The organism is Corallococcus sp. BB11-1 (assembly GCF_026626625.1).
Lineage (GTDB): Bacteria > Myxococcota > Myxococcia > Myxococcales > Myxococcaceae > Corallococcus > Corallococcus soli.
Window position 1 is genome coordinate 46287 of sequence record NZ_JAPNJY010000036.1, and the last position, 18217, is coordinate 64503.

At 69.6% G+C, this 18217-nt stretch carries 18 protein-coding genes; 9 read left to right on the forward strand and 9 right to left on the reverse strand.

The genetic code is table 11. From position 1 onward, the window contains the following. Nucleotides 1-32 precede the first annotated feature (32 nt). The 4 genes from OV207_RS31900 to OV207_RS31915 all read left to right on the forward strand — a co-directional run bounded on the left by OV207_RS31900 (nucleotide 33) and on the right by OV207_RS31915 (nucleotide 3536). On the forward strand, nucleotides 33-1004 hold the full coding sequence (locus OV207_RS31900; RefSeq protein WP_267558777.1) for a YeiH family protein: 972 nt from the start codon (nucleotides 33-35) through the stop codon (nucleotides 1002-1004). A 27-nt stretch (nucleotides 1005-1031) separates the two neighbouring features. After that, entirely contained in the window at nucleotides 1032-1502 is a 471-nt protein-coding gene (locus OV207_RS31905; protein WP_267558778.1) for a DsrE family protein, read from the forward strand. Nucleotides 1503-1549: 47 nt separating this feature from the next. After that, the gene (locus OV207_RS31910) at nucleotides 1550-2623 is read left to right on the forward strand and encodes a hypothetical protein (protein WP_267558779.1); all 1074 of its coding nucleotides are present in this window, start codon (nucleotides 1550-1552) and stop codon (nucleotides 2621-2623) included. Between the two features lie 103 nt (nucleotides 2624-2726). Next, entirely contained in the window at nucleotides 2727-3536 is an 810-nt protein-coding gene (locus tag OV207_RS31915; protein WP_267558780.1) for a sigma-70 family RNA polymerase sigma factor, read from the forward strand. 23 nt (nucleotides 3537-3559) lie between these two features. Here OV207_RS31915 and OV207_RS31920 read toward each other — a convergent pair whose 3' ends face one another. Then, nucleotides 3560-5074 carry a flavin-containing monooxygenase gene (locus OV207_RS31920; RefSeq protein ID WP_267558781.1) on the reverse strand — a complete coding sequence of 505 codons (1515 nt, stop codon included), beginning with the start codon at nucleotides 5072-5074 and terminating at the stop codon, nucleotides 3560-3562. Nucleotides 5075-5303: 229 nt separating this feature from the next. On the opposite strand from OV207_RS31920, the gene OV207_RS31925 reads away from it, so the two are divergent. Both OV207_RS31925 and OV207_RS31930 read left to right on the forward strand, forming a co-directional pair. Then, nucleotides 5304-6662, forward strand: coding sequence for a hypothetical protein (locus OV207_RS31925; protein ID WP_267558782.1), 1359 nt, complete (start codon nucleotides 5304-5306; stop codon nucleotides 6660-6662). Beyond that, complete coding sequence (locus OV207_RS31930; protein ID WP_267558783.1) at nucleotides 6659-7030, forward strand: DUF2019 domain-containing protein; 372 nt, start codon at nucleotides 6659-6661, stop codon at nucleotides 7028-7030. Before OV207_RS31925 ends, OV207_RS31930 begins: the two co-directional genes overlap by 4 nt. Before the next feature lie 26 nt (nucleotides 7031-7056). Here OV207_RS31930 and OV207_RS31935 read toward each other — a convergent pair whose 3' ends face one another. The 5 genes from OV207_RS31935 to OV207_RS31955 form a co-directional block, all read right to left on the reverse strand. After that, nucleotides 7057-8913, reverse strand: a complete 1857-nt coding sequence (locus OV207_RS31935) for a DUF4135 domain-containing protein (RefSeq protein ID WP_267558784.1) — start codon at nucleotides 8911-8913, stop codon at nucleotides 7057-7059. A gap of 85 nt (nucleotides 8914-8998) precedes the next feature. After that, a complete protein-coding gene (locus tag OV207_RS31940; RefSeq protein ID WP_267558785.1) occupies nucleotides 8999-9145 on the reverse strand; it encodes a hypothetical protein in 147 nt (48 codons plus the stop codon). 50 nt (nucleotides 9146-9195) lie between these two features. Continuing rightward, complete coding sequence (locus OV207_RS31945) at nucleotides 9196-10557, reverse strand: JmjC domain-containing protein (protein ID WP_267558786.1); 1362 nt, start codon at nucleotides 10555-10557, stop codon at nucleotides 9196-9198. Between the two features lie 3 nt (nucleotides 10558-10560). Next, the gene (locus OV207_RS31950) at nucleotides 10561-11805 is read right to left on the reverse strand and encodes a hypothetical protein (RefSeq protein WP_267558787.1); all 1245 of its coding nucleotides are present in this window, start codon (nucleotides 11803-11805) and stop codon (nucleotides 10561-10563) included. 11 nt (nucleotides 11806-11816) lie between these two features. Continuing rightward, nucleotides 11817-12368, reverse strand: a complete 552-nt coding sequence (locus OV207_RS31955; RefSeq protein ID WP_267558788.1) for a DUF6624 domain-containing protein — start codon at nucleotides 12366-12368, stop codon at nucleotides 11817-11819. Between the two features lie 134 nt (nucleotides 12369-12502). On the opposite strand from OV207_RS31955, the gene OV207_RS31960 reads away from it, so the two are divergent. Both OV207_RS31960 and OV207_RS31965 read left to right on the forward strand, forming a co-directional pair. Continuing rightward, entirely contained in the window at nucleotides 12503-13141 is a 639-nt protein-coding gene (locus OV207_RS31960; RefSeq protein WP_267558789.1) for a carbonic anhydrase, read from the forward strand. A gap of 82 nt (nucleotides 13142-13223) precedes the next feature. Then, nucleotides 13224-14363, forward strand: a complete 1140-nt coding sequence (locus OV207_RS31965; RefSeq protein WP_267558790.1) for a serine hydrolase domain-containing protein — start codon at nucleotides 13224-13226, stop codon at nucleotides 14361-14363. 55 nt (nucleotides 14364-14418) lie between these two features. Here OV207_RS31965 and OV207_RS31970 read toward each other — a convergent pair whose 3' ends face one another. The 3 genes from OV207_RS31970 to OV207_RS31980 form a co-directional block, all read right to left on the reverse strand. Beyond that, complete coding sequence (locus OV207_RS31970) at nucleotides 14419-15360, reverse strand: TolB family protein (protein ID WP_267558791.1); 942 nt, start codon at nucleotides 15358-15360, stop codon at nucleotides 14419-14421. A 112-nt stretch (nucleotides 15361-15472) separates the two neighbouring features. Beyond that, nucleotides 15473-16258: a LytR/AlgR family response regulator transcription factor gene (locus tag OV207_RS31975; RefSeq protein ID WP_267558792.1), complete on the reverse strand. Its 786-nt coding sequence runs from the start codon at nucleotides 16256-16258 to the stop codon at nucleotides 15473-15475. After that, on the reverse strand, nucleotides 16255-17307 hold the full coding sequence (locus tag OV207_RS31980) for a sensor histidine kinase (protein ID WP_267558793.1): 1053 nt from the start codon (nucleotides 17305-17307) through the stop codon (nucleotides 16255-16257). The genes OV207_RS31975 and OV207_RS31980 overlap by 4 nt, the downstream gene beginning before the upstream one ends. A gap of 83 nt (nucleotides 17308-17390) precedes the next feature. Here OV207_RS31980 and OV207_RS31985 point away from each other — a divergent pair, with 83 nt between their 5' ends. Beyond that, nucleotides 17391-18215, forward strand: coding sequence for a GNAT family N-acetyltransferase (locus tag OV207_RS31985; RefSeq protein WP_267558794.1), 825 nt, complete (start codon nucleotides 17391-17393; stop codon nucleotides 18213-18215). The last annotated feature ends 2 nt before the right edge of the window (nucleotides 18216-18217 follow it).

Consider the following 18217-nt stretch of genomic DNA (forward strand, 5'->3'; position numbering starts at 1 on the left):
CGCCTCCGCCTGGAGGCGTCTGGCGTCGGCGCTTGCCGGGCCTCGGGCTCGCCGCCGGGCTGGCGGTGGCCAGCTACTGGCTCGCTACGCTTCCTGGCCTCAAGGTGGTGGGGCCGCTCACGGTGGCCCTGCTCATTGGAATCACGCTGCGCACGTCCCTGGGGCTGTCTCCTGTCCTGGTGGAGGGCACGCGCTACTCGGCTCGCACGGTGCTGCGGCTGGGCATCGTGCTGATGGGGGCGCGGCTCGACTTCGGGCTGGTGGCGAAGGTGGGCCCGCGCGTGCTGCTGCTCGCCCTGGCCGTCATCGTCGGCGGCATCCTGGGCATCCGCTGGGTGACGAAGCGCTTCGGTGTGCCGGAGAAGCTGGGCACGCTGCTGGCCGTGGGCACCTCCATCTGCGGCGCCAGCGCGGTGGTGGCCGCCAGTTCCGTCACCCGCGCGGAGGAGGAGGACACCACGCTGGCGGTGGGCCTGTGCGGAATTCTGGGCACGGTGGGCGTGCTCTTCTACGTGTTCGCGGGGCCGCTGCTGGGGCTGAGCACCGCGCAGCTCGCCATCCTCTCGGGCGCCACGCTGCACGAGGTGGCGCAGGTGATGGCTGCGGCCTTCACCTGGGGCACCTCGGCGGGGGACCTGGGCACGCTGGTGAAGCTCACCCGCGTGGTGCTGCTGGCCCCCGCGCTCGTCGTGCTGGGACTGGTCTCCGGTGCGGGCGGGAAGGTGCGCTACTCGCTGAAGGAGCCGCCCATTCCCTGGTTTGTCATCGGCTTCCTCGCCGTGGGCGTGCTGGGCTCGGTGGGCGTGCTGCCCGCGGCCGCCAAGGCCGGGCTCTCCACCGCCAGCGTCTTCCTCATGGTGATGGCCATGGCGGCCATGGGGTTGGGCACCCACCTGAGCATGGTTCGCCGCGCGGGCATGCGCGTCGTCTACGCGGGCCTCGTCGGCTTCGCGGCCCTGGCGCTGTCCGCCTGGGGCCTCATCCAGTTGCTGTCCATCCAGTAATCCTCAGCTTGATTCGGAGTCCCTCGAATGAATCGCTTCCTGTTGCTGCTCGTCACCGCGCTCGTCACCGCTCCCCTGGCCACGCTCGCCGCGCCGCCGTCCCAGCCTTCCCAGGCCACCGAGAAGAAGGTGCCCGCGCGCCAGGGCAAGCTCGTCTTCGTGGCCACCACGGGCCTGGAGGACATCGGCACCCTCTCCAGCTCCTTCCGGCACGCGGTGAACGCCAAGGAGTCCGGCTACCTCTCGGACGTGGTGTGGCTCACCTATGGCCGCGCGGTGGTGGCGCTGGACCCAACGGTGAAGGCCGTGCCGGAGTCGGTCCGCAAGGAGGCCCAGGCGGCGAAGGCCGCGGGCGTACGGCTGGTGGCCTGTGGCAACGCGCTCGCGAAGTTCGGCATCGACCCGAAGAAGCTCCAGCCGGAGGCGGAGGTGGTGGACAACGGCGTCGCGGAGCTGTCGCGCCTGGTGGCCGCGGGCTACCAGGTCATCCGTTACTAGAGAGCCGCATCCGCCCCATGGAGAGCGCGACACGGAGAAGGCGGACCGTGCTGTCCATCTGCCTGCTGTCCATGGCCGGCGTGGCGTGGCCTGGCCGAGCCGAAGAGGTGGCGCGGGAGGAGGGGCCGCGGCTGGAATTCGAAGAGGCGCTTCAGGTGCGCCTCGACCAGCAACTCGGGCTGCCGGACTCAACGGCCGTGAGCCTGCGACGGGGGCGGGTGGGATTGCGCCTGGCCGGGTTGCCATGGGTGCGGGGCTCGGTGGAGGTGTCCTTCGACAGACTGACCCTCCTGCCGGGTCCTCTTCGGGGGCCGCCGCTCGCCCTTCACGAGGCCAGCGCCACCTTCACCGTGCTGCCCCGCAGGCTCTGGTTGAGCGTGGGCCTGTTCCGTCCGCAACTGGGCCGCGAGAGCCTCACCAGTGGCTTCGTGGTGGACTCGCTGGACAAGGCATTCACGCAGGGCCCCCTGCGCGAGCACCTCGCCGGGACGGAGTCGGGACGCGCTCCGGGGGTGGATATGGGCGGTCTGCTCCGGGGGGAAGGCTGGAGCGTGCGCTACGACGCGGGCCTCGTGGTGTACCGCCCCGGCTCAGAAGGAGAGCAGCGGTCGCCGCTGCTGCTGGCCCGCACCGCCCTCACCCTGGGAGCCCCCGAGGCGGAGGCGTACGCCCTCAGCCTGCCCATGAATGATTTTGGCCTCCGCCCCGGCTTCACCCTGGCCCTGCAAGGGAGCACGGAGGCAGGGGGCGATGCACACTCATTGGGTGTGGATGCGCTGCTGCGCCTGCGCCCGCTGGTGCTCTCGGCCGAGGTTCATCATGTGGCCTCCACGCAGGGACGCATGCTGCTCACCCATGTCCGCGCGGGCCTCAACCTGCCGGGCCCGGGGGCCACGGTGCTTGAACCCTGGGCACTGGTGGCTCGGGTCGCAGGCGAGGCCCTGGAGGACGCCTCTGGCGGCTTGCGACTGGAGGGTGGGCTCAGTTGGTACCTCGACCGCCATGCACTGCGGGCCACGCTGGGGGCCAGCTGGCGGCCTTCCTCCCGCTGCGCGACAGGAGGAGTGTCAGCCTCCGTACCCGTAGGGCACATGGGCATGTCCCTTCAGCACCGGCGCTAGGCTCCCGCTATGTATCCTCATGGAGACGTCCAGGAAGGCATCCTGGCGGCCGAGCGTTCTCCCATACGGAAGCGGCGGAGAGCGAGGAGGAGGCAACGGGCGGATGTCGACGCGAACCGATGAGCAGCTGATGGAGGCCGCGCGCTCGGGCGACGACAAGGCCCTGGATGAAGTCCTCGCCCGCCACGAGAAGCAGGTGTACCGCTTCGGCCTGCGCATGTGTGGCTCGGAGGAGGACGCCAAGGAGGTGCTCCAGGAGACGCTGCTCGCGGCCTTCCGGGGCATCCACGCGTTCCGGGGCGACGCGGAGCTCTCCACCTGGTTGTACCAGGTGGCCCGCACGCACTGCCTCCGCCTGCGGCGCAAGCGCGTGGGGGCGCCCGAGGCGTTCCAGCCCCTCGACTCTCCCGCTGCCAACCGCGTCGCCGCGGAGGAGGCCACCCCGGACATGGTCTCCCATGCGCGGCAGATGGGGGAGATGTTGCAGGCGGCCATCCTCGCGCTGCCGGAAGCCCATCGGGAGGTGCTCATCCTCCGGGACGTGGAGGGGCTCTCGGCCGAGGAGGCGGCGCAGGTGGTGGGAATCGAGGTGCGGGCGCTGAAGAGCCGGCTGCACCGCGCGCGCCTCCAATTGCGCGAGCACCTTTCCACCCTCATGGGGGAGGGCGCTCCGGGGCAGGCCCAGGGGTGCCCGGAGCTGGCGCAGGAGCTCGCCGGGTTCGCCGCTCAGGAGGTGGATCAGGCCACCTGCGTGCGCCTCGAGGACCACCTGTCGCGCTGCCCGCGCTGCACGGAGGCGTGCGACTCGCTCAAGCGCACGGTGTCCCTGTGCCGGCGGATTCCGGGAGATGAAGTCCCCGCGCCGGTGCGCGCGGCGGTGCGTCAGGCGCTGTCACGCGCGCTGCCCGCCTGAGCGGTATAGCTCAGCGCGTGTTCTCAGCCCGCCGCCACGATGCCCGTGCTGGCCGGACGGACGTGGGAGGAGAACCGCAGGTTCGGGTCCACCACCGCTCCCTCCCGTAGCAGCTTGACGTCCGCGTGGTAGTCCATGGACATCAGCCACGGGGCCTCGTCGCTTCGACGCGGCAGGGTGTCGAGTGCGCGCTTCACGTACCCGGCGTCGAAGTCGAGCAGCGGCCGGGTTGGCATCGCCGGGTCGCTCAGCTCGGGGGTGCAGATGGTGTGGCCGTGCGCGTCCATGTGCGTGAGCAGGCGGCAGAAGTGTTCGCACAGCAAGCCGATCTTCAACGTCCAGGATGCGTTGGTGTAGCCGATGGCGAAGGCGAAGTTCGGCACCCCGCTGAGCATCATGCCCCGGTAGGCCACCGTTTCCGGCAGGCGCACCGGCGCCCCGTCGACGGTCAGCGCGATGCCTCCGAGCGCCTGGAGGTTCAACCCGGTCGCGGTGACGATGATATCGGCCTCAAGCTCCCTGCCTGACTTCAACTGGAGGCCCTTCTCGGTGAAGGTCTCGATGTGGTCCGTGGCCACCGAGGCCCGGCCGCTGGAGATGGCCTTGAAGAGGTCCGCGTCCGGGACCACGCACAGCCGCTGATCCCACGGGTTGTAGGGCGGGTTGAAGTGCTCGTCGATGGGATAGCCCTTCGGGAGCTCCCTGGCGTTCACGAAGCGGATGAAGCGCCGGGCCGCACGCGGGAAGCGCTGACAGAAGCGCCAGAGGAAACGCTGCAGCGCGATGTTCTTCCGGCGCGTGAGCGCGTGGGCCTGTTTCTTCGGCAGCAGCTTGCGCGCGAGCTTCGCGAACAGGTCCTCGGCGGGCGTGGGCAGGACGTAGGAGGGCGTGCGCTGGAGCATCGTCACATGCGCGGCCGTGTTTGCCATTGCTGGCACGAGGGTCACGGCGGTGGCGCCGCTCCCGATCACGACGACGCGCTTGCCGCTGTAGTCCAGGTCCTCCGGCCAGTGCTGGGGATGGATGACGCGGCCCTGGAAGCGCGCGGTCCCCTCGAAATGGGGCGTGAACCCCTGGTCGTAGCGGTAGTAGCCGCTGGCGCAGAACAGCCACCGGCAGGAGAGCTTCTTGCGCTCGCCCGTGTCGGTGCGCTCGACGTCGACCACCCACCGGGCGTCGCTGCTGGACCAGGCGGCGCCGTGCACCCGGTGGTGGAGTCGGATCCTGCGGTCAATCCCGTACTCCGCCACGGTCTCGCGCAGGTAGGCGAGAATGGCTTCCGCGTCGGCAATCGACTTGTTGCTCGTCCACGCCTTGAATTCGTAGCCGAGCGTGTGCAGGTCCGAGTCGGAGCGAATACCGGGGTAGCGGAAGAGATCCCACGTTCCACCGGTGGCCCCGCGGGCTTCGAGGACAGCGTACGACTTCGACGGGTGGTCCCGCTGGAGATAACAGGCGGCCCCAATCCCCGAGATGCCGGCACCGACGATCAGCACGTCGACGTGTTCAGGGAGGTCTGCGTCGCGCGGGGGGGACATGGCGGCTCCGTTGCTCGGTCAGCGTGGGGGCGCGGTGAACGCCCTGGGCACGCGTTGACGGAAGGATGGTGAAAGGAGGTCGCCCGGACAAGGCTCAGTGAGGTTGATCGGTCGCGCTCCATGCGCCTCCAGCCCGTGCAGGCCCAGCCCTGCCGCCGATGCGAAGTAGTTCCCCGACCGTGGCTCCAATTGGGTGATGATGCCTGGCGCTCTGGAGAAGTCCTCGGGCATGGAGTGGCGCATGCGGCTGCCGTGGCTGTTGCTGTCCCTGCTCTGGGCCCTGGTGGGGTGCAGTGGGGTTCCGAGGGGCATCCGGATCGACACAGCAGGTGTCTCGCCGCCCATCGTCCACGTCCCGCGCTCGGAGGATGCCTCCGGGCTGAGCGCACTCGACGGGGATGCGGTGAAGGAGGCGGTGGCGCACCTGGCCCGAACCCTCCCGCTGATTCCGCGCCCACAGGAAGCGGCCCGGCGTCTGTTCGAGGTGGACCCCCGAAGCGGATCGTATCTCTTCGATGTCCGCAGTCGGCGGATGGTTCCGCTCGGACCTGGAGAACACCTGGACGCCGAGCTGTCCCGGGAGGAGGCCGAGCTGACGCACGCCTACCTGCGCTGGTGCGTGCGAACGGGGCAGCGGGGCGATTGTCTGGGGCTGCTGATGGAGGGGCCTGGCTTCACGGGGGACGCGCGCTTCACCCTGGCCATGTCCCTGGCGAAGGGGGCGGTGCTGGACTCGTTATGGGATGCCGTCAAGGACACGGCCCACCCGGAAGCGCTGATGAAGGCAGCCCTGTGGACGGCGACGACCTACGCGCTGCTCTGGGCCGTCCCCGAGCCCATGACGAAGGGCGTGGCGGCTGTGCTCACGGCGGCGGTCATCCTCTACGTGGGTATCGATACGTTCTGGGGCCTCGTCCACGGCTTCCGACAGTTGATGGCCGAGTCCGACCGGGCAGTGACGTTCGATGAGCTGCGCGAGGCGGGAGAGCGCTTTGGACAGTTGATGGGCCGCAACGCGGCGCGGGCTTTCGTCATGCTTGCGACCGCCGCCATCGGAAGCACGAGCGCGACGCTGAGTGCGAAGTTGCCGGGATTGCCGGGGGCTGCTTACGCCGCGGTGAGGGCTGAAGCGCGGATGGGGGTTGAATCCGCGGCGGTGGGACAGGTTGAAGCCGTGGCCCTGGCCGCTGATGGCTTCACGGTCACCCTGGCGCCTGGAGCCGTGGCGATGTCCTCGCGCGGAACGACGGCTGGGACGGTTGCCACCCGTCAGTCTGGTATCAAGGCATGGAGGTCTTTCAGTGGTTTCAAGAGCGCGATGGGACCGGCGGGGCAGGGGAAGCAGTGGCATCACATCGTCGAGCAGACGCCGGGGAACGTGCGGCGGTTTGGCCCTGAAGTCATTCACACCACGGAGAACGTGATCGCGGTCGACGCACGGATTCATGAGCGCATGAGTGCGTATTTTTCCTCCAAACAGCGCATCGCAGGAGGGCGGGTCGTTCGTGAGTGGCTTCGCGAGCAGTCCTACGAGAAGCAGCGAGAGTTCGGGCTCCAGGTCCTCAAGCAACTGGGCGTCATCCCATGAAGGTAGATGATTGGGCGGGCCTCTCAGACGAGGCACTCGTAGAGGCATTTCGGCAGGTCTCCGCCAAGCACGGACACCTGCTTGACGCGCGCAAGACGCGAGCCGCGAACAAGGAGTTCGAGCGCGTCAGCGCAATCGAGACCGAGCTGAAGTCACGCGGCGCGGAGGCCAGGGAACGAATGTTGAGGCTGCTTGATGACCCAGAGCCAGGAACGCGGTTCTGGGCGGCTTCAGTCGCCCTGGAATACGCCCCATTGGAGGGTACGCGTGTGCTGGCCGAACTGGCCATGATCCCCTTGAGCATGGTGGGACTCAGTGCCGCCATGACGCTCGAAACCTGGAGGCGCGAACACTACAGGCCTGGTTGAGCCGAGGCCCTATGGAGCGCGGGCTCCTATAGTTCGCCCAGGGTGACGTGAAGCTCTCGTTGCTTCCACGAGAACGTCAGGCGCTGGCCGACCTGCTTCCAGTCGAAGGACACCTGTCCTTGTTCGGGGGACTTCAGGTCCAGGTGGACTCCCAGCCGTGCATCGGTGACGGTGTGCTGGGGGCTGTCGCGGAAGACGAAGGCCACGGCGTCGCGCACCGCCACCCCGAGGTTCGCGAGGGTGAAACGCTCTCCCTCCAGGACGGGCAGCGAGGGCGGTGCGTTCGGCTCCAGGAAGCGCTGCGGTCCCGCGCGCCGTGTCTTCAGCGCTCCTTCCACTCCCGTCAGGTAGAGCAGGGGACCTCCCTGCGCCTCCCTGAAGAAGTACGGCACGTCGAGCCGGCCCAACTGCTCCGCCTCCTCCCGGCTGAACCTGCCACGCGGTGAGGAGGGCTCGCCGGAGGACAGCACCTGCCGGTCCAGCGCTTCGCCATACACCGAGGTGGGCTTGACCAGCACCCGGACGAACCGATTCCGTGACGCACGCTTCAGGAACTTCACGACCCGGGGGCGCTCCAACAGCAGCAGCGTCCAGAGGTCGAACAGGCCGCGCAGGAACGCCGGGAGGTACGCGCCGAAGCCGACGTTTCCCTGCGTGTCCGCGACCACCGAGCGCGTCTCCTCCCGCGCCCAGGGCCGTGTCCTCTTTTCGAGCCGCAGCACGCCTCCGCGCGTCTCCGTGAAACACACCCGCGGGCCGCCTTCGGTGCACCACCGCGCGCTGCGCTCGAAGCCTACGTGGTGGTTTCCTCCGTCACTTGCATCGTTGATGAGCCCGGTCTCCGGAAGCCGTTGGACGGGGGCGAAGAACACCTCCAGGTCCACCGGATAGGCCATGGGCCTCCGGTCCTTGCTCCTCGCTCCGACCAGGACGTTGCCCGCGAAGAGATCGCCCATTCCCAGCGCGAAGCACGCGGCGGTGAGCGAACCGGCGCGATGCCAGAAGCGCTCCGCTTCCCGGGGCTCCAGCCGACAGCCCTCCAACCGCAGGTGCTCCGCTTCCCGCAACGTGCCCCACTGCCGGGGGCGGGGGATCCACTCCTGCCAGCTGTAGGCGAACCGGTCCGCTCCACGGCCCTCCAGGATCCGCATCGTGGGCAGGTGCACCGCTCCGGACGCCGCGGGGCGCCCGTTGAGCCATTCGAAGAGGGAGCTTCCCGCGCGGCCCTCGGAGAGGAAGAGCGCTTCACCTCCCGCGGGCCTCGGCTTGTAGGCCAGCGCTCCGCCCTTGCGAAAGCGCAGCCGCAACACGCACTGCCGTCCGTTGTGCGTCTCCTCCGGGTTCGCCCACAAGCCCACCACCGGACCGGTGAAGCCCTCCCGCTGGAACACCCCCGCTCGCAGGTCCCTTCGCAGCCGGACGAGGAAGCGCGCGAAGAATGCCTGGAACCCCTTCCACAGCGCGCCCAGGTCGGGCGGCTCGGCGCCCTCGTCCGTGGCGGCGCACTGCGTGAAGGCGTCGGTGATCAACGGGCCGAACAGCTCCGCGTTGCTCAGCGTGAGCACCCGAGGGCCGAAGAGTCCTGGATGTCCTTCCGCCGTGCTTCGACACCACGCCCCCAGCTCCTCCAGGAGCTTCACCAGCGGACGGAAGCCGGGCCGGGCCAGCAGGGCATGGATGCGCCGGGCATCTTCTTCGCCGTGCAGGGCCCTCGCGACCTGGAGCACGCCTTCGGGACCTTCGCGGACCACGGGCGGGAAGAAGCCGGTGGCCCGTCCCCTTCGCACCGCCTCCACCAACCCGCGCGCCCGCGGTGGCAGGGGCGGTAGGGGACCCGGACGCGGCTTCGGGATGCCTCGGGGCAGGGCGGTCTTCCGGGGCATCGGTGACGTTGCCTCTCCCAGGCTGAAAAGAAACGGGCGTGGATCGAGCAACCCGACCCACGCCCGCATCAGGAACGACGCCGTCTCAGATCGTGCAGTAGATGCGGATGCACGTACCGCGCGCCTTCGTGGAGGTGGGCACCGTGGCCTTCTCCATCTCACGCATCATCTGCACCAGCTTCTGCTTGGCCTGCTTGGACGACCGGGGGGCCTTCGCCTTCTTCTTGAGCATGACACTCCTCCGTCGATTGGGCTGACTGCGCGTACAGCGTGGGACGTGTTTCAAGATGCGTCAAGCGCTGGATGCGGCCTGGCATCCTGTCCCCGCGTCAGCGCGCGGCAGGCGTGAAGCTTTTCCAGCACGCTGCGCATCCCTTCACGCGTTGCGGCAATCACATCCACGTCCGGCGTCGTTCTACCGCCTGAACGAAATGGCCGGAGCAGGTCCCTGATGCTCGATTCCCGGCCAGATGCCAGCTCCTTGAACAGCTTCGCGACTGCCTGCCCGCCCCCCTTGCCTCGAAGCGCCTGTCCGTTGGCCGCGCAGATCCAGCGGGTCGTGTCCTCCTGTTCGAAGACGATGGGGAAGCGCGCGTCCGCGTGCACGCGGTCCCCGTCCCGCAGCCGCTTCGTGGGCGCCGGGTCCGGCACGGGCTGGAAGCCGCCGGAGGTGAGGCGCTTGAGCCACGTCTCCTGGATGTGCCGACGCGCGTCGCGGGGCCGGCTCACGCTGCGGAAGGCCTCGACCGATTCGGTGAGCGCGCGGGGCAGCACCGTGGGCAGGCGGCCCCCGGCCCTGAGCGCATCTCGCATCAACGGGGAGGCGTCCACCCTGGCGAGGCGCGTCTGTGTCCACTCGTGGTCGGCGAGGGACGTCTCGTCGATCATCCCTCGCAGCAGGTCGTCCACGGCGTAGACGGTGCGGTGCTCCGTGAGCGGGATTCCCACGTTGACGCTCGTGGCCACGCCCGCGCCCGCGCTCTCTCCGACGTGGTAGTAGGTCGAGGGCCAGTAGAGGATGTCCCCGGGCTCGACCTCCGCGACGAAGGAGTCCTTCAGGTAGGGCTGGTAGTCGAGCACCGTGGAGACGTCCTCCTTCCAGGGCCGCTTGCGCCAGAACCGCATCCGCTTGCGCCCCCTGAGCGCGAAGAGGAACGTGGTGAAGCGGTCCAGGTGGACGCCCACGGGGCTGTGTTCGTACGTTCCATGGAACAGCGTCGTGATGCCTCCCGTGATGGGCAGGCCGACGCGCTTCCACAGCTCCGCGAAGAAGGCTCGCTCACGGCTCCACAGCCCGTATCCAGAGCTGTGCAGGCTGGAGATGATCAGCGCATACCGCTTCGCGCCCACCTCGGCCGCGATGCGCGCGTCGTAGGCCTCCAGCGTGCCGTCCGACGCGCGGGGGAGCCAGGGCTTGAGGACGAGCTGCCGCGACCGGTCCACGGTGAAGGTGACATCCGGCCGCGAGTCCACGGCGTAGCTCCGCTCCAGGTATCGCCGGGTCGCGCCCGCGGAGGCGTCGAAGACATCCGTGAGCGTGAAGGGCGAGGCGCCGGTGCCCTTGAAGAGCACCGGCCGCTGGTTCCAGTAGCGCGCGACGAAGGTGTCCCAATCAAAGCGGCGGGTGGTTTCAAGCGCGGACATGGTTCAGCCCTCCTCCCCGGTCACGACCTGGAGCGCCCGCAGCCGCTGGAGCTTCTCCAGCACCGCGTCCAGCTCCTCCCGTTGCGCCCCTCGCCGTGCAAGCCGCCGAAGCTCCCCCACGGCGTGGGCTTCATCCGATGCCAGGGCCTTGAGGACCTCTTGCGCCACGGCGGTGCCCATCCCGGGGAAGACGTGGCCGTTGACCGCCCAGATCCACGGGCCCGGTCGCTCTCCCATCCGGACGATGTCCGCGGAGGGGACGCCCCGCACGAGGTCGGTGTCCCGCAGGGGCACGGCCTTGTCGGGCGGTGGAGCCGGTTCCAGACCGCATGCGCTCACCCGCCTTGCCCAGATGATGCGCAGCGCCTGGTGCACGTCGGGTGAGCGCAGCAGGGCTTCCAGGTCATCGGCGGTCCGCTCCAGGGGCGGGGCCGTGGTGCGCTTGCCCTTGCGCGGTCGGCGCCAGGGGTAGGGGAGGTAGGGCACGGCTTCATCGTGCGCGGAGCGTGCTTCCAGGAGCGCCACGAGCACCTCCTTGACCGCGTCCGTCGGCCGGCTCCCCTGGACGGGGACCCACAGCCGCAGGGCCATGCAGTCACCCCGCGCCTCATCCAACTGCCAGAGACGTGAGGGGGTGTAGAGCCACTCTCCCGCGCCGGCCTCCAGGGTCGTGGCGTCGGCGTGGTGGCGGTCGAAGTCGACGGTCTCTCCAGGAGCGTCACCCCAGAGCTTCTCCCAGAGGCGCACGCGCAGTCGTCCGTGGAGCACCAGCGTGAACAGGGCGTGATTCGGGCGCTTCGCGACGCCCCGGGGGGTCTGGGGAAAGTTCCCCAGCAGCAGCTCGCTGACGATGGGGAGGACCGGAAGGCCGACGCGCTCCAGCAACCCCCGGACGAAGCGGCGGACGGGATCCCAGAGGGTGAAGTCGAACATGAACGGTTGTTCGACGAAGAGCTGGAACGGTCTGCCACCCAGGCCCGCGGAGGCCCGGCGGACGTAGTCGCTGACGCCCGCGTCGTCTTCTCCGGGGAGCAGCGGTCCCGGCGCGCCGAGCTGCGCGGTCTCCACGAAGAGCCGCACGTCCGGCAGGGCCCGGAAGCGCGTCCCGAAGCGGAAGGGCGCGCAGACCGCCACGAGGCTCCGGAAGACCTGCTCCGGGAAGACGACGGGGACGTCCAGGGACAGGTGCGCCGGCGTCTTCTCCCAGTGGCGACGCACGAACGATTCCCAATCGGGTTCGCGGCTCATCACGGCTCCGGTCATGACGGCAGGTAGCGCCGCTGGAGGCGCCGAGCGTAGGTGCGCAGGGACGGCATCTCCATCTGTTTTCGCCGTGCGTCCACCGCGTCTGCCTTTTCGATGGGGTAGGGGACGAGCTCGCCCTTCACCTTGCGGAACTTCGTTCCATAGAGCTGCTTCTTTCCAGCGCGCATGCGCACCACGTCGGTGAGGTAGGCGACCTGCTGGAGGGGGACCTCACCCTGGGCCGCTGCGTCCTGGAGCCGGCGCAGGCATTGGCGATGGAAGGTGAGGGAGCACTCGGCGTGGAGGACGAGCCGGCACGCCGCGGCCGCCGCGGCGCGGCCCACCAGGGTGTGTCCGGGCCAGCCGTGTTCCTGGATGACGTCGCGCAGCCAGGCGATGCCCGCGGTGGTGAGGGCGGTGAGTTTTCGTTCCAGCGCGCGATCCTTGAACTCCGTCGTGGTCCACTCCGAGCGCAGAGCATGGTCGAGGCGGTCGAGCCGCAGCAGGTGGCCCCGCAGCTCGCGGTCCAGCGCGGTCTGCTTCACCGTTCGTTTGCGTGTCGCCATGGCTCGGAGGCTTTCTCCCTGGGTGGGGGGACAGCATCGCGCACTGGACGGTTGTGGTGAATCCTGACGGCACGGAAGGGGAGCGGCGCAGGGAACCCTCGACGCTCGTTCCGACCCGTGCCAGCGTCCGCCTCGTGACGCCCTACGACAAGATCTTCGAGAACAACAAGCGCTGGGCCGACGAGCAGCTGCGCTCGGACCCGGATTTCTTCACCAGGCTCTCGCAGTCGCAGCAGCCGGACTTCCTGTACATCGGATGCTCCGACAGCCGCGTCCCGGCGAACCAGATCATGGGACTGGCGCCCGGTGACGTGTTCGTGCACCGCAACGTCGCCAACTTGGTCAACAACGTCGACCTCAACGTGATGTCCGTCATCAACTACGCCGTCCGGCAGCTCGACGTGAAGCACATCATCGTCTGCGGGCACTACGGCTGTGGCGGTGTGCGGGCGGCGATGCAGCCCAAGGACCTGGGCATCCTCAACCCCTGGCTGCGCAACATCCGGGACGTGTACCGCTTCCACAAGCAGGAACTGGACGGCATCGCGGAGGAGTCACAGCGCTATGAGCGGCTGGTGGAGCTCAACGTCCTGGAGCAGAGCATCAACATCATCAAGACGGCCGCCGTGCAGAAGTCCTACCTGGCGCGGGGCTTCCCGTCCGTGCATGCCTGGGTGTTCGACATGCGCAACGGCATCATCAACGACCTGAAGCTGGACTTCGTGCAGACGCTGCACAACATCCAGGAGGTCTACGACCTGACGAAGGATTGAGCTCTGGCGATGCGGCTGGGTTCGCTTCCAGCCCTTCGCCGGCCTCCTCCTTCTGCATAATCACGGCATGAGGCCTGGACCCATGACCGCCCCCCTGCTCGCCGCCGCCGTCCTCTTCTCCGGCCTCGTCGGATGTGCCAGCACCCGAGCGCTTCCGTCGGGTGACGCAAGCACGGTGGATGCCCTCTTTCGCGACTACGACGGCCCGGGCCTCCCGGGCGCCAGCGTCGTCGTGATTCATGACGGGCAGGTCGTGCTCCGTCGGGCGTACGGTCTGGCCGAACTGGAGCAGCGAACGCCCGCCACGCCGGAGAGCAACTACCGGCTGGCTTCGCTCTCCAAGCAGTTCACGGCCACGGCCATCCTGCTGCTGGTCCAGGACGGCAGGCTCCGGCTCGATGACCGCGTGGTGGACGTGCTCCCCGGGTTCCCTCCCTCCCTGCGGGAGGTCCGCGTCCACCACCTGCTCCAGCACACGTCGGGCATCTGGGATTACGAAGACTTCGTCCCGCCCACGCAGACGGTGCAGGTGAAGGACCGGGACGTGCTGACGTTGCTCTCCCGCACGGACCGGACCTGGTTCGCACCGGGAACGGCGGTGCGCTACAGCAACTCCGGCTACGCGGTGCTCGCCCTCATCGTGGAGCAGGTGGGGGGCATGCCCTTCGCCCGCTTCCTGCACGAGCGCGTCTTCGTCCCCAGCGGCATGCGCTCCACCGTGGCGCACGAGGAAGGTGTCTCCTCCGTGCCCCGCCGCGCGTATGGCTACGCCGCCGGCCCGACCGGCTTCATCCCCCGGGACCAGAGCCCCACCAGCGCGGTCCTGGGTGATGGCGGCATCTATGCGTCCGTGGTGGACCTGGTGGCGTGGGACCAGGCGCTGGAGTCGCAGGCGCTGCTGCTCCCGGAGGCCCGGAGGCAGGCCTGGACTCCGCCGACGCTCCCGGACGGCACGCGCTCGCGCTACGGCTTCGGCTGGTTCGTCGACGAGGACGGCGGACGCCAGCGGCTGTCACACCACGGTGAGACGTGTGGCTTCACCAACGCCATCGTGAAATATCCGGAGCAGCGCCTCACGGTCATCGTCCTGACGAACCGCGCGGGCGGTGCTCCGTGGACGCTCGCCCAGCGCGTCGCGGACCTGTGGCTCGGCGGGCCCGCGAAGGAAGGGCCTGCCTCGGCCCGTGCGTGGCCGTTCGAGACCCTGCCCAACGCGCACTGACCGCGGGGGGCCTGGACGCCCTGTCCATGGACGCCAGGGCCCCGCGCGGGGTTCTTCAGCGCCAGAGGCAGAGCGTGTCGAGGTGGTAGAAGTCCGACGGCGTGAAGGGATCCCACGTCTGCCGCACGAAGTAGAGGTGGCGCAGGTCGTTGCTCAGCGTGGGGTGGAACTCATCCTTCGCCGTGTTCACCGCCGGCCCCAGGTTGAGGGCCTGGGTCCAGGTGCCCGCGACGTTGAAGCTCACGTAGAGGTCGCCCAGTCCGTAGCCTCCGGGGCGATTCAGCGACGCGAAGACCAGCACCCGCCCATCCGGGGACACCCACGGGTTGTACTCCCAGGTGTCGGGGCTGTTCAGCGCGGGGCCCAGGTTCTCCGGCGCCGCGTAGCTCCGGCCCTGACGCCGCGCGCGGTACAGCTCGAAGTCCGTTTCGAACGTGCCGCTCGCGAAGTAGAGCGTCCCGTCACGCGTCACGCTCACGTAGAGCTCCTGCTTCGGCGTGTTCACGCGCGCGCCCAGGTGTTCGGGCTCCCCCCAGCCTCCTCCCTGGACGCGGTGCGCCACCCAGAGGTCGGTGTCCTCGCGCTCCGGGCCGCCGTTCACGGGCCGGGTGGAGGAGAAGAAGAGCGACTGCCCATCCGGTGAGACGAACGGATCCGAGTCCTTGTACGTGCCCGAGAACGACACCACCTCCCCCGGGCCGTAGTTGCCATTGCGCAGCCGCGTCACGTAGATGGCCTGGTAGGGCGGCTGGTCGGATTCGACGTGGTAGTACGCCGTCCTCCCGTCCGGATCGAACACCAGCCGGTACTCCGAACGGTCCTCCAGGGAGATCTCCCCTGGCGCGAACAGGTTGCCCCCCGGCTCGCACCAGGGCCCGGAGGCGGAGGACGACTCCGGCTCGAGGGCCTGGGCTCCGGCGGTGCCGGACACCGTCACCACGGAGAGGGCGAGGAAGAGGCTCTTCGACCACGACTGGAGCTTCGCGAAACGCCGCATGTGCATCTCCTTTGCTGAAGCCACCGTCGCCCGTCGGCGGCGAAGGCGTCCAAGGAGATGTGACGAACGGTGGAGGGTCCGGGATGAACGGTGGAGTCGCCGCGCGCGGGCCCTACGTCGGCAATTCGAGCGCGCGCTGCACCTGGGCGCGATAGCTGCGCCCCGAGGTCAGCCGCGTGCCGTCCCGCAGGACGAACACGTACTCGCCCGGGGGGAGCGGCTCCACCTCCTCGATGCGGTCCAGCCGCACGATGAACGAGCGGTGCGCGCGCAGGAACTGCTTCGGGTCGAGCTTCGCCTCCAGGGCGCTCAGCGTCTCACGCGTGAGGTGGGACTGCTTGCCCACCTGCACGGAGACGTAGTTGCCCTCCGCCGTCAGGTAGTCGATGTCCTCCACCTGGAGGAAGCGCATGCGCCAGCCCACCCGGGCCACCAGCCGCGTCACGTAGCGCTCGGGTTCGTGGGGCGGACGGCGGGTGAGCGCTTCGAGCCGGGCGAGCAGCTCCGTGTCCAGCGGTGACGCCACGGCCCTGCGACGGTCGCGTGCCCTCGCGAGGCTCTGACGGAAGCGCTCCCGGTCGAACGGCTTGAGCAGGTAGTCGAGCGCGTTGGCCTCGAACGCCTGCACCGCGAAGTCGCGGTGGGCCGTCACGAAGATGACCGCGGGCGGGGACTCCGGCGGCAGCGCGCGCAGGACGCCGAACCCGTCCGGCCCCGGCATCTGCACGTCCAGCAGGACGAGGTCCGGCCGCTCGGCGTCAATCGCCGCGATGGCTTCGTTGCCGTTGCGGCACTCCCCCACGAGCTGCATGTCGCCGGCCTCGGCCAGCAGGTCCTTCAGCCGCTCGCGGGCGAGCCGCTCGTCGTCGACGATGAGCACGCGCAAGGGGGCGCTCACGGGGCCGGCTCCGTGTGGAAGGGCAGGGCGAGCGCCACCGTGGTGCCGCCGCCCACGGCGTCCCGCAGCTCCAGGCGGTGGGCGCCGCCGTAGAGCTGCACCAGGCGCTCGCGGGTGATGCTCAACCCCCGCCCGCCTCCCGTGCTCCGGGAGACGTCCGCCGGAGCCTCCTGGAGGCCCACCCCGTCGTCCCGCACCTCCAGGTGCAGCTCGGCGCCCGCGCGCCGCGCGACCAGCGTCACCGTGCCCGGTTCGGTGCCCGGCGCGATGCCGTGCTGGATGGCGTTCTCCACGAGCGGCTGGAGCACCAGGTGGGGGACGTGCGCGGCGAGGGCGTCCTCGGCGATGTCCTGCTTCACCGTGAGCCGGTCCGCGAAGCGCACCCCCTGGATGTCCAGGTAGGGCTGGAGGGCGCGCAGCTCGTCCTGGAGCGACACCTCCTCGGTGGCCGCGGCGTCGAGCGCGCCGCGCAGCAGGTCGCTCAGCCGCGCGATCATCCGCTCGCTGCCGTCCGGGTCGCGGTGCACCAGGGCGGAGATGGAGTGCAGGGTGTTGAAGAGGAAGTGGGGGTGGAGCTGCGCCTTGAGCGCGTGCAGCTGCGCGCGGGCGAGCTGCGTCTCCCGCAGCCGGAGCTGGTCCGCGTAGTAGAGGGCGTGCGCCACGCCGAGCACCGTCATGTAGATGAACGGATTGGAGAGCAGGGCGTGCATGAGCACGTTCTCGAAGGGGGGCCGTACGTCGTACCAGCCCACCCAGGGGTCCAGGCTGAAGATGATCGTCGCGCGGATGGACGCGATGACGAGCACGCCGCCCAGGTGGAGCGCGACGCGCGAGGCCCAGCGCCGCCGCTCCAGGGGGAAGCGCAGGCCGAGCTGGAGGATGGCGACGGAGAGGGGCACCCAGAGCAGGTGGGCGCTCAGCGACGTGAAGAGCGCGTGCGACCAGCTCACTCCCCGGACGGAGTGATCCTCGCTCGCGCCGGCCAGGCCCGCCAGCGTCCAGTACGCGAATGCGGCCGCCCACGCCTGCCATGTCCAGCGACGTCCCATGGGCCGGCACTATGCTTGATGCGGCGCCCTCCAACCATGGCCCCGCCGGGACGTGACGGGCCCGCCCGGTGTAAAGGGGGCGGATGAACGACGTGAACCTGGTGGAGATCGCGCGGCGTTTCGAGCGCAAGCAGGCCGAGACCGTGGTCGCGCTGGCGACGGAGTCCGCCCCCCTGGCCGATGGCTGGATGGTGTTCGGGGGCGTGGGCTCCTACGTGAACAAGTCCTGCGGCTACGGCCACGGGCGGGAGGTCACCGGCGCGGAGCTGGATGCGCTGGTGGAGTTCTTCTCCTCGCGTGGGGTGGAGCCCAAGGCGGAAATCAGCCCGTTCGTCCCGGTGACGCTGCTGCATGCGCTGGCGGAGCGGGGCTTCGTGCTGCGCGAGTTCGAAACGGTGCTGTACCGGCCGCTGCGCGACGTGGAGGCGCTGCGCAAGCTGGGCCAGGGCGCGCCCCCGGAGCTGGTCATCAAGCGCGTGGACCCGAGCGACGACGCGGCGGTGCGCACCTTCGCCGAGGTCTCCGGCAGCGGCTTCGTGCCGGAGGGGGAGAAGATGTCGGACCTCTTCCTGTCGCTGGGCATGAAGGGCGCGCGCACGCCGGGGACGGACGCGTTCGTGGCGTGGCTGGACGGCGTGCCCGTGGGCGCGGGGGGCTGCGAGTCGAGCGAGGGGCTCACGACGCTGTTCGGCACGTCGGTGCTGCCCGCGTACCGTCGCCGCGGGATTCAGCAGGCCCTCATCGCCGCCCGGCTGGCGCGGGGCGTGGAGCGGGGCAGCGACCTGGCCGCCATCATGTCCGCGCCCGGCATCCCCACCGAGCGCAACGCCATGCGGCTGGGCTTCCTCATGGCCTACTGCCGCGCCGTGCTGGTGAAGCACGGCGCGGGGCTGGCGCCCTCCCCGTAGGT

Bases quoted from the DNA above. Each gene is read 5' to 3' on its own strand.
- OV207_RS31945 (WP_267558786.1), bottom strand. From the start codon at position 10,557: ATGTCCGCGCTTGAAACCACCCGCCGCTTTGATTGGGACACCTTCGTC.
- OV207_RS31915 (WP_267558780.1), top strand. From the start codon at position 2,727: ATGTCGACGCGAACCGATGAGCAGCTGATGGAGGCCGCGCGCTCGGGC.
- OV207_RS31930 (WP_267558783.1), top strand. From the start codon at position 6,659: ATGAAGGTAGATGATTGGGCGGGCCTCTCAGACGAGGCACTCGTAGAG.
- OV207_RS31940 (WP_267558785.1), bottom strand. From the start codon at position 9,145: ATGCTCAAGAAGAAGGCGAAGGCCCCCCGGTCGTCCAAGCAGGCCAAG.
- OV207_RS31920 (WP_267558781.1), bottom strand. From the start codon at position 5,074: ATGTCCCCCCCGCGCGACGCAGACCTCCCTGAACACGTCGACGTGCTG.
- OV207_RS31970 (WP_267558791.1), bottom strand. From the start codon at position 15,360: ATGCGGCGTTTCGCGAAGCTCCAGTCGTGGTCGAAGAGCCTCTTCCTC.
- OV207_RS31950 (WP_267558787.1), bottom strand. From the start codon at position 11,805: ATGAGCCGCGAACCCGATTGGGAATCGTTCGTGCGTCGCCACTGGGAG.
- OV207_RS31955 (WP_267558788.1), bottom strand. From the start codon at position 12,368: ATGGCGACACGCAAACGAACGGTGAAGCAGACCGCGCTGGACCGCGAG.
- OV207_RS31935 (WP_267558784.1), bottom strand. From the start codon at position 8,913: ATGCCCCGGAAGACCGCCCTGCCCCGAGGCATCCCGAAGCCGCGTCCG.
- OV207_RS31905 (WP_267558778.1), top strand. From the start codon at position 1,032: ATGAATCGCTTCCTGTTGCTGCTCGTCACCGCGCTCGTCACCGCTCCC.
- OV207_RS31980 (WP_267558793.1), bottom strand. From the start codon at position 17,307: ATGGGACGTCGCTGGACATGGCAGGCGTGGGCGGCCGCATTCGCGTAC.
- OV207_RS31965 (WP_267558790.1), top strand. From the start codon at position 13,224: ATGACCGCCCCCCTGCTCGCCGCCGCCGTCCTCTTCTCCGGCCTCGTC.
- OV207_RS31925 (WP_267558782.1), top strand. From the start codon at position 5,304: ATGGAGTGGCGCATGCGGCTGCCGTGGCTGTTGCTGTCCCTGCTCTGG.
- OV207_RS31985 (WP_267558794.1), top strand. From the start codon at position 17,391: ATGAACGACGTGAACCTGGTGGAGATCGCGCGGCGTTTCGAGCGCAAG.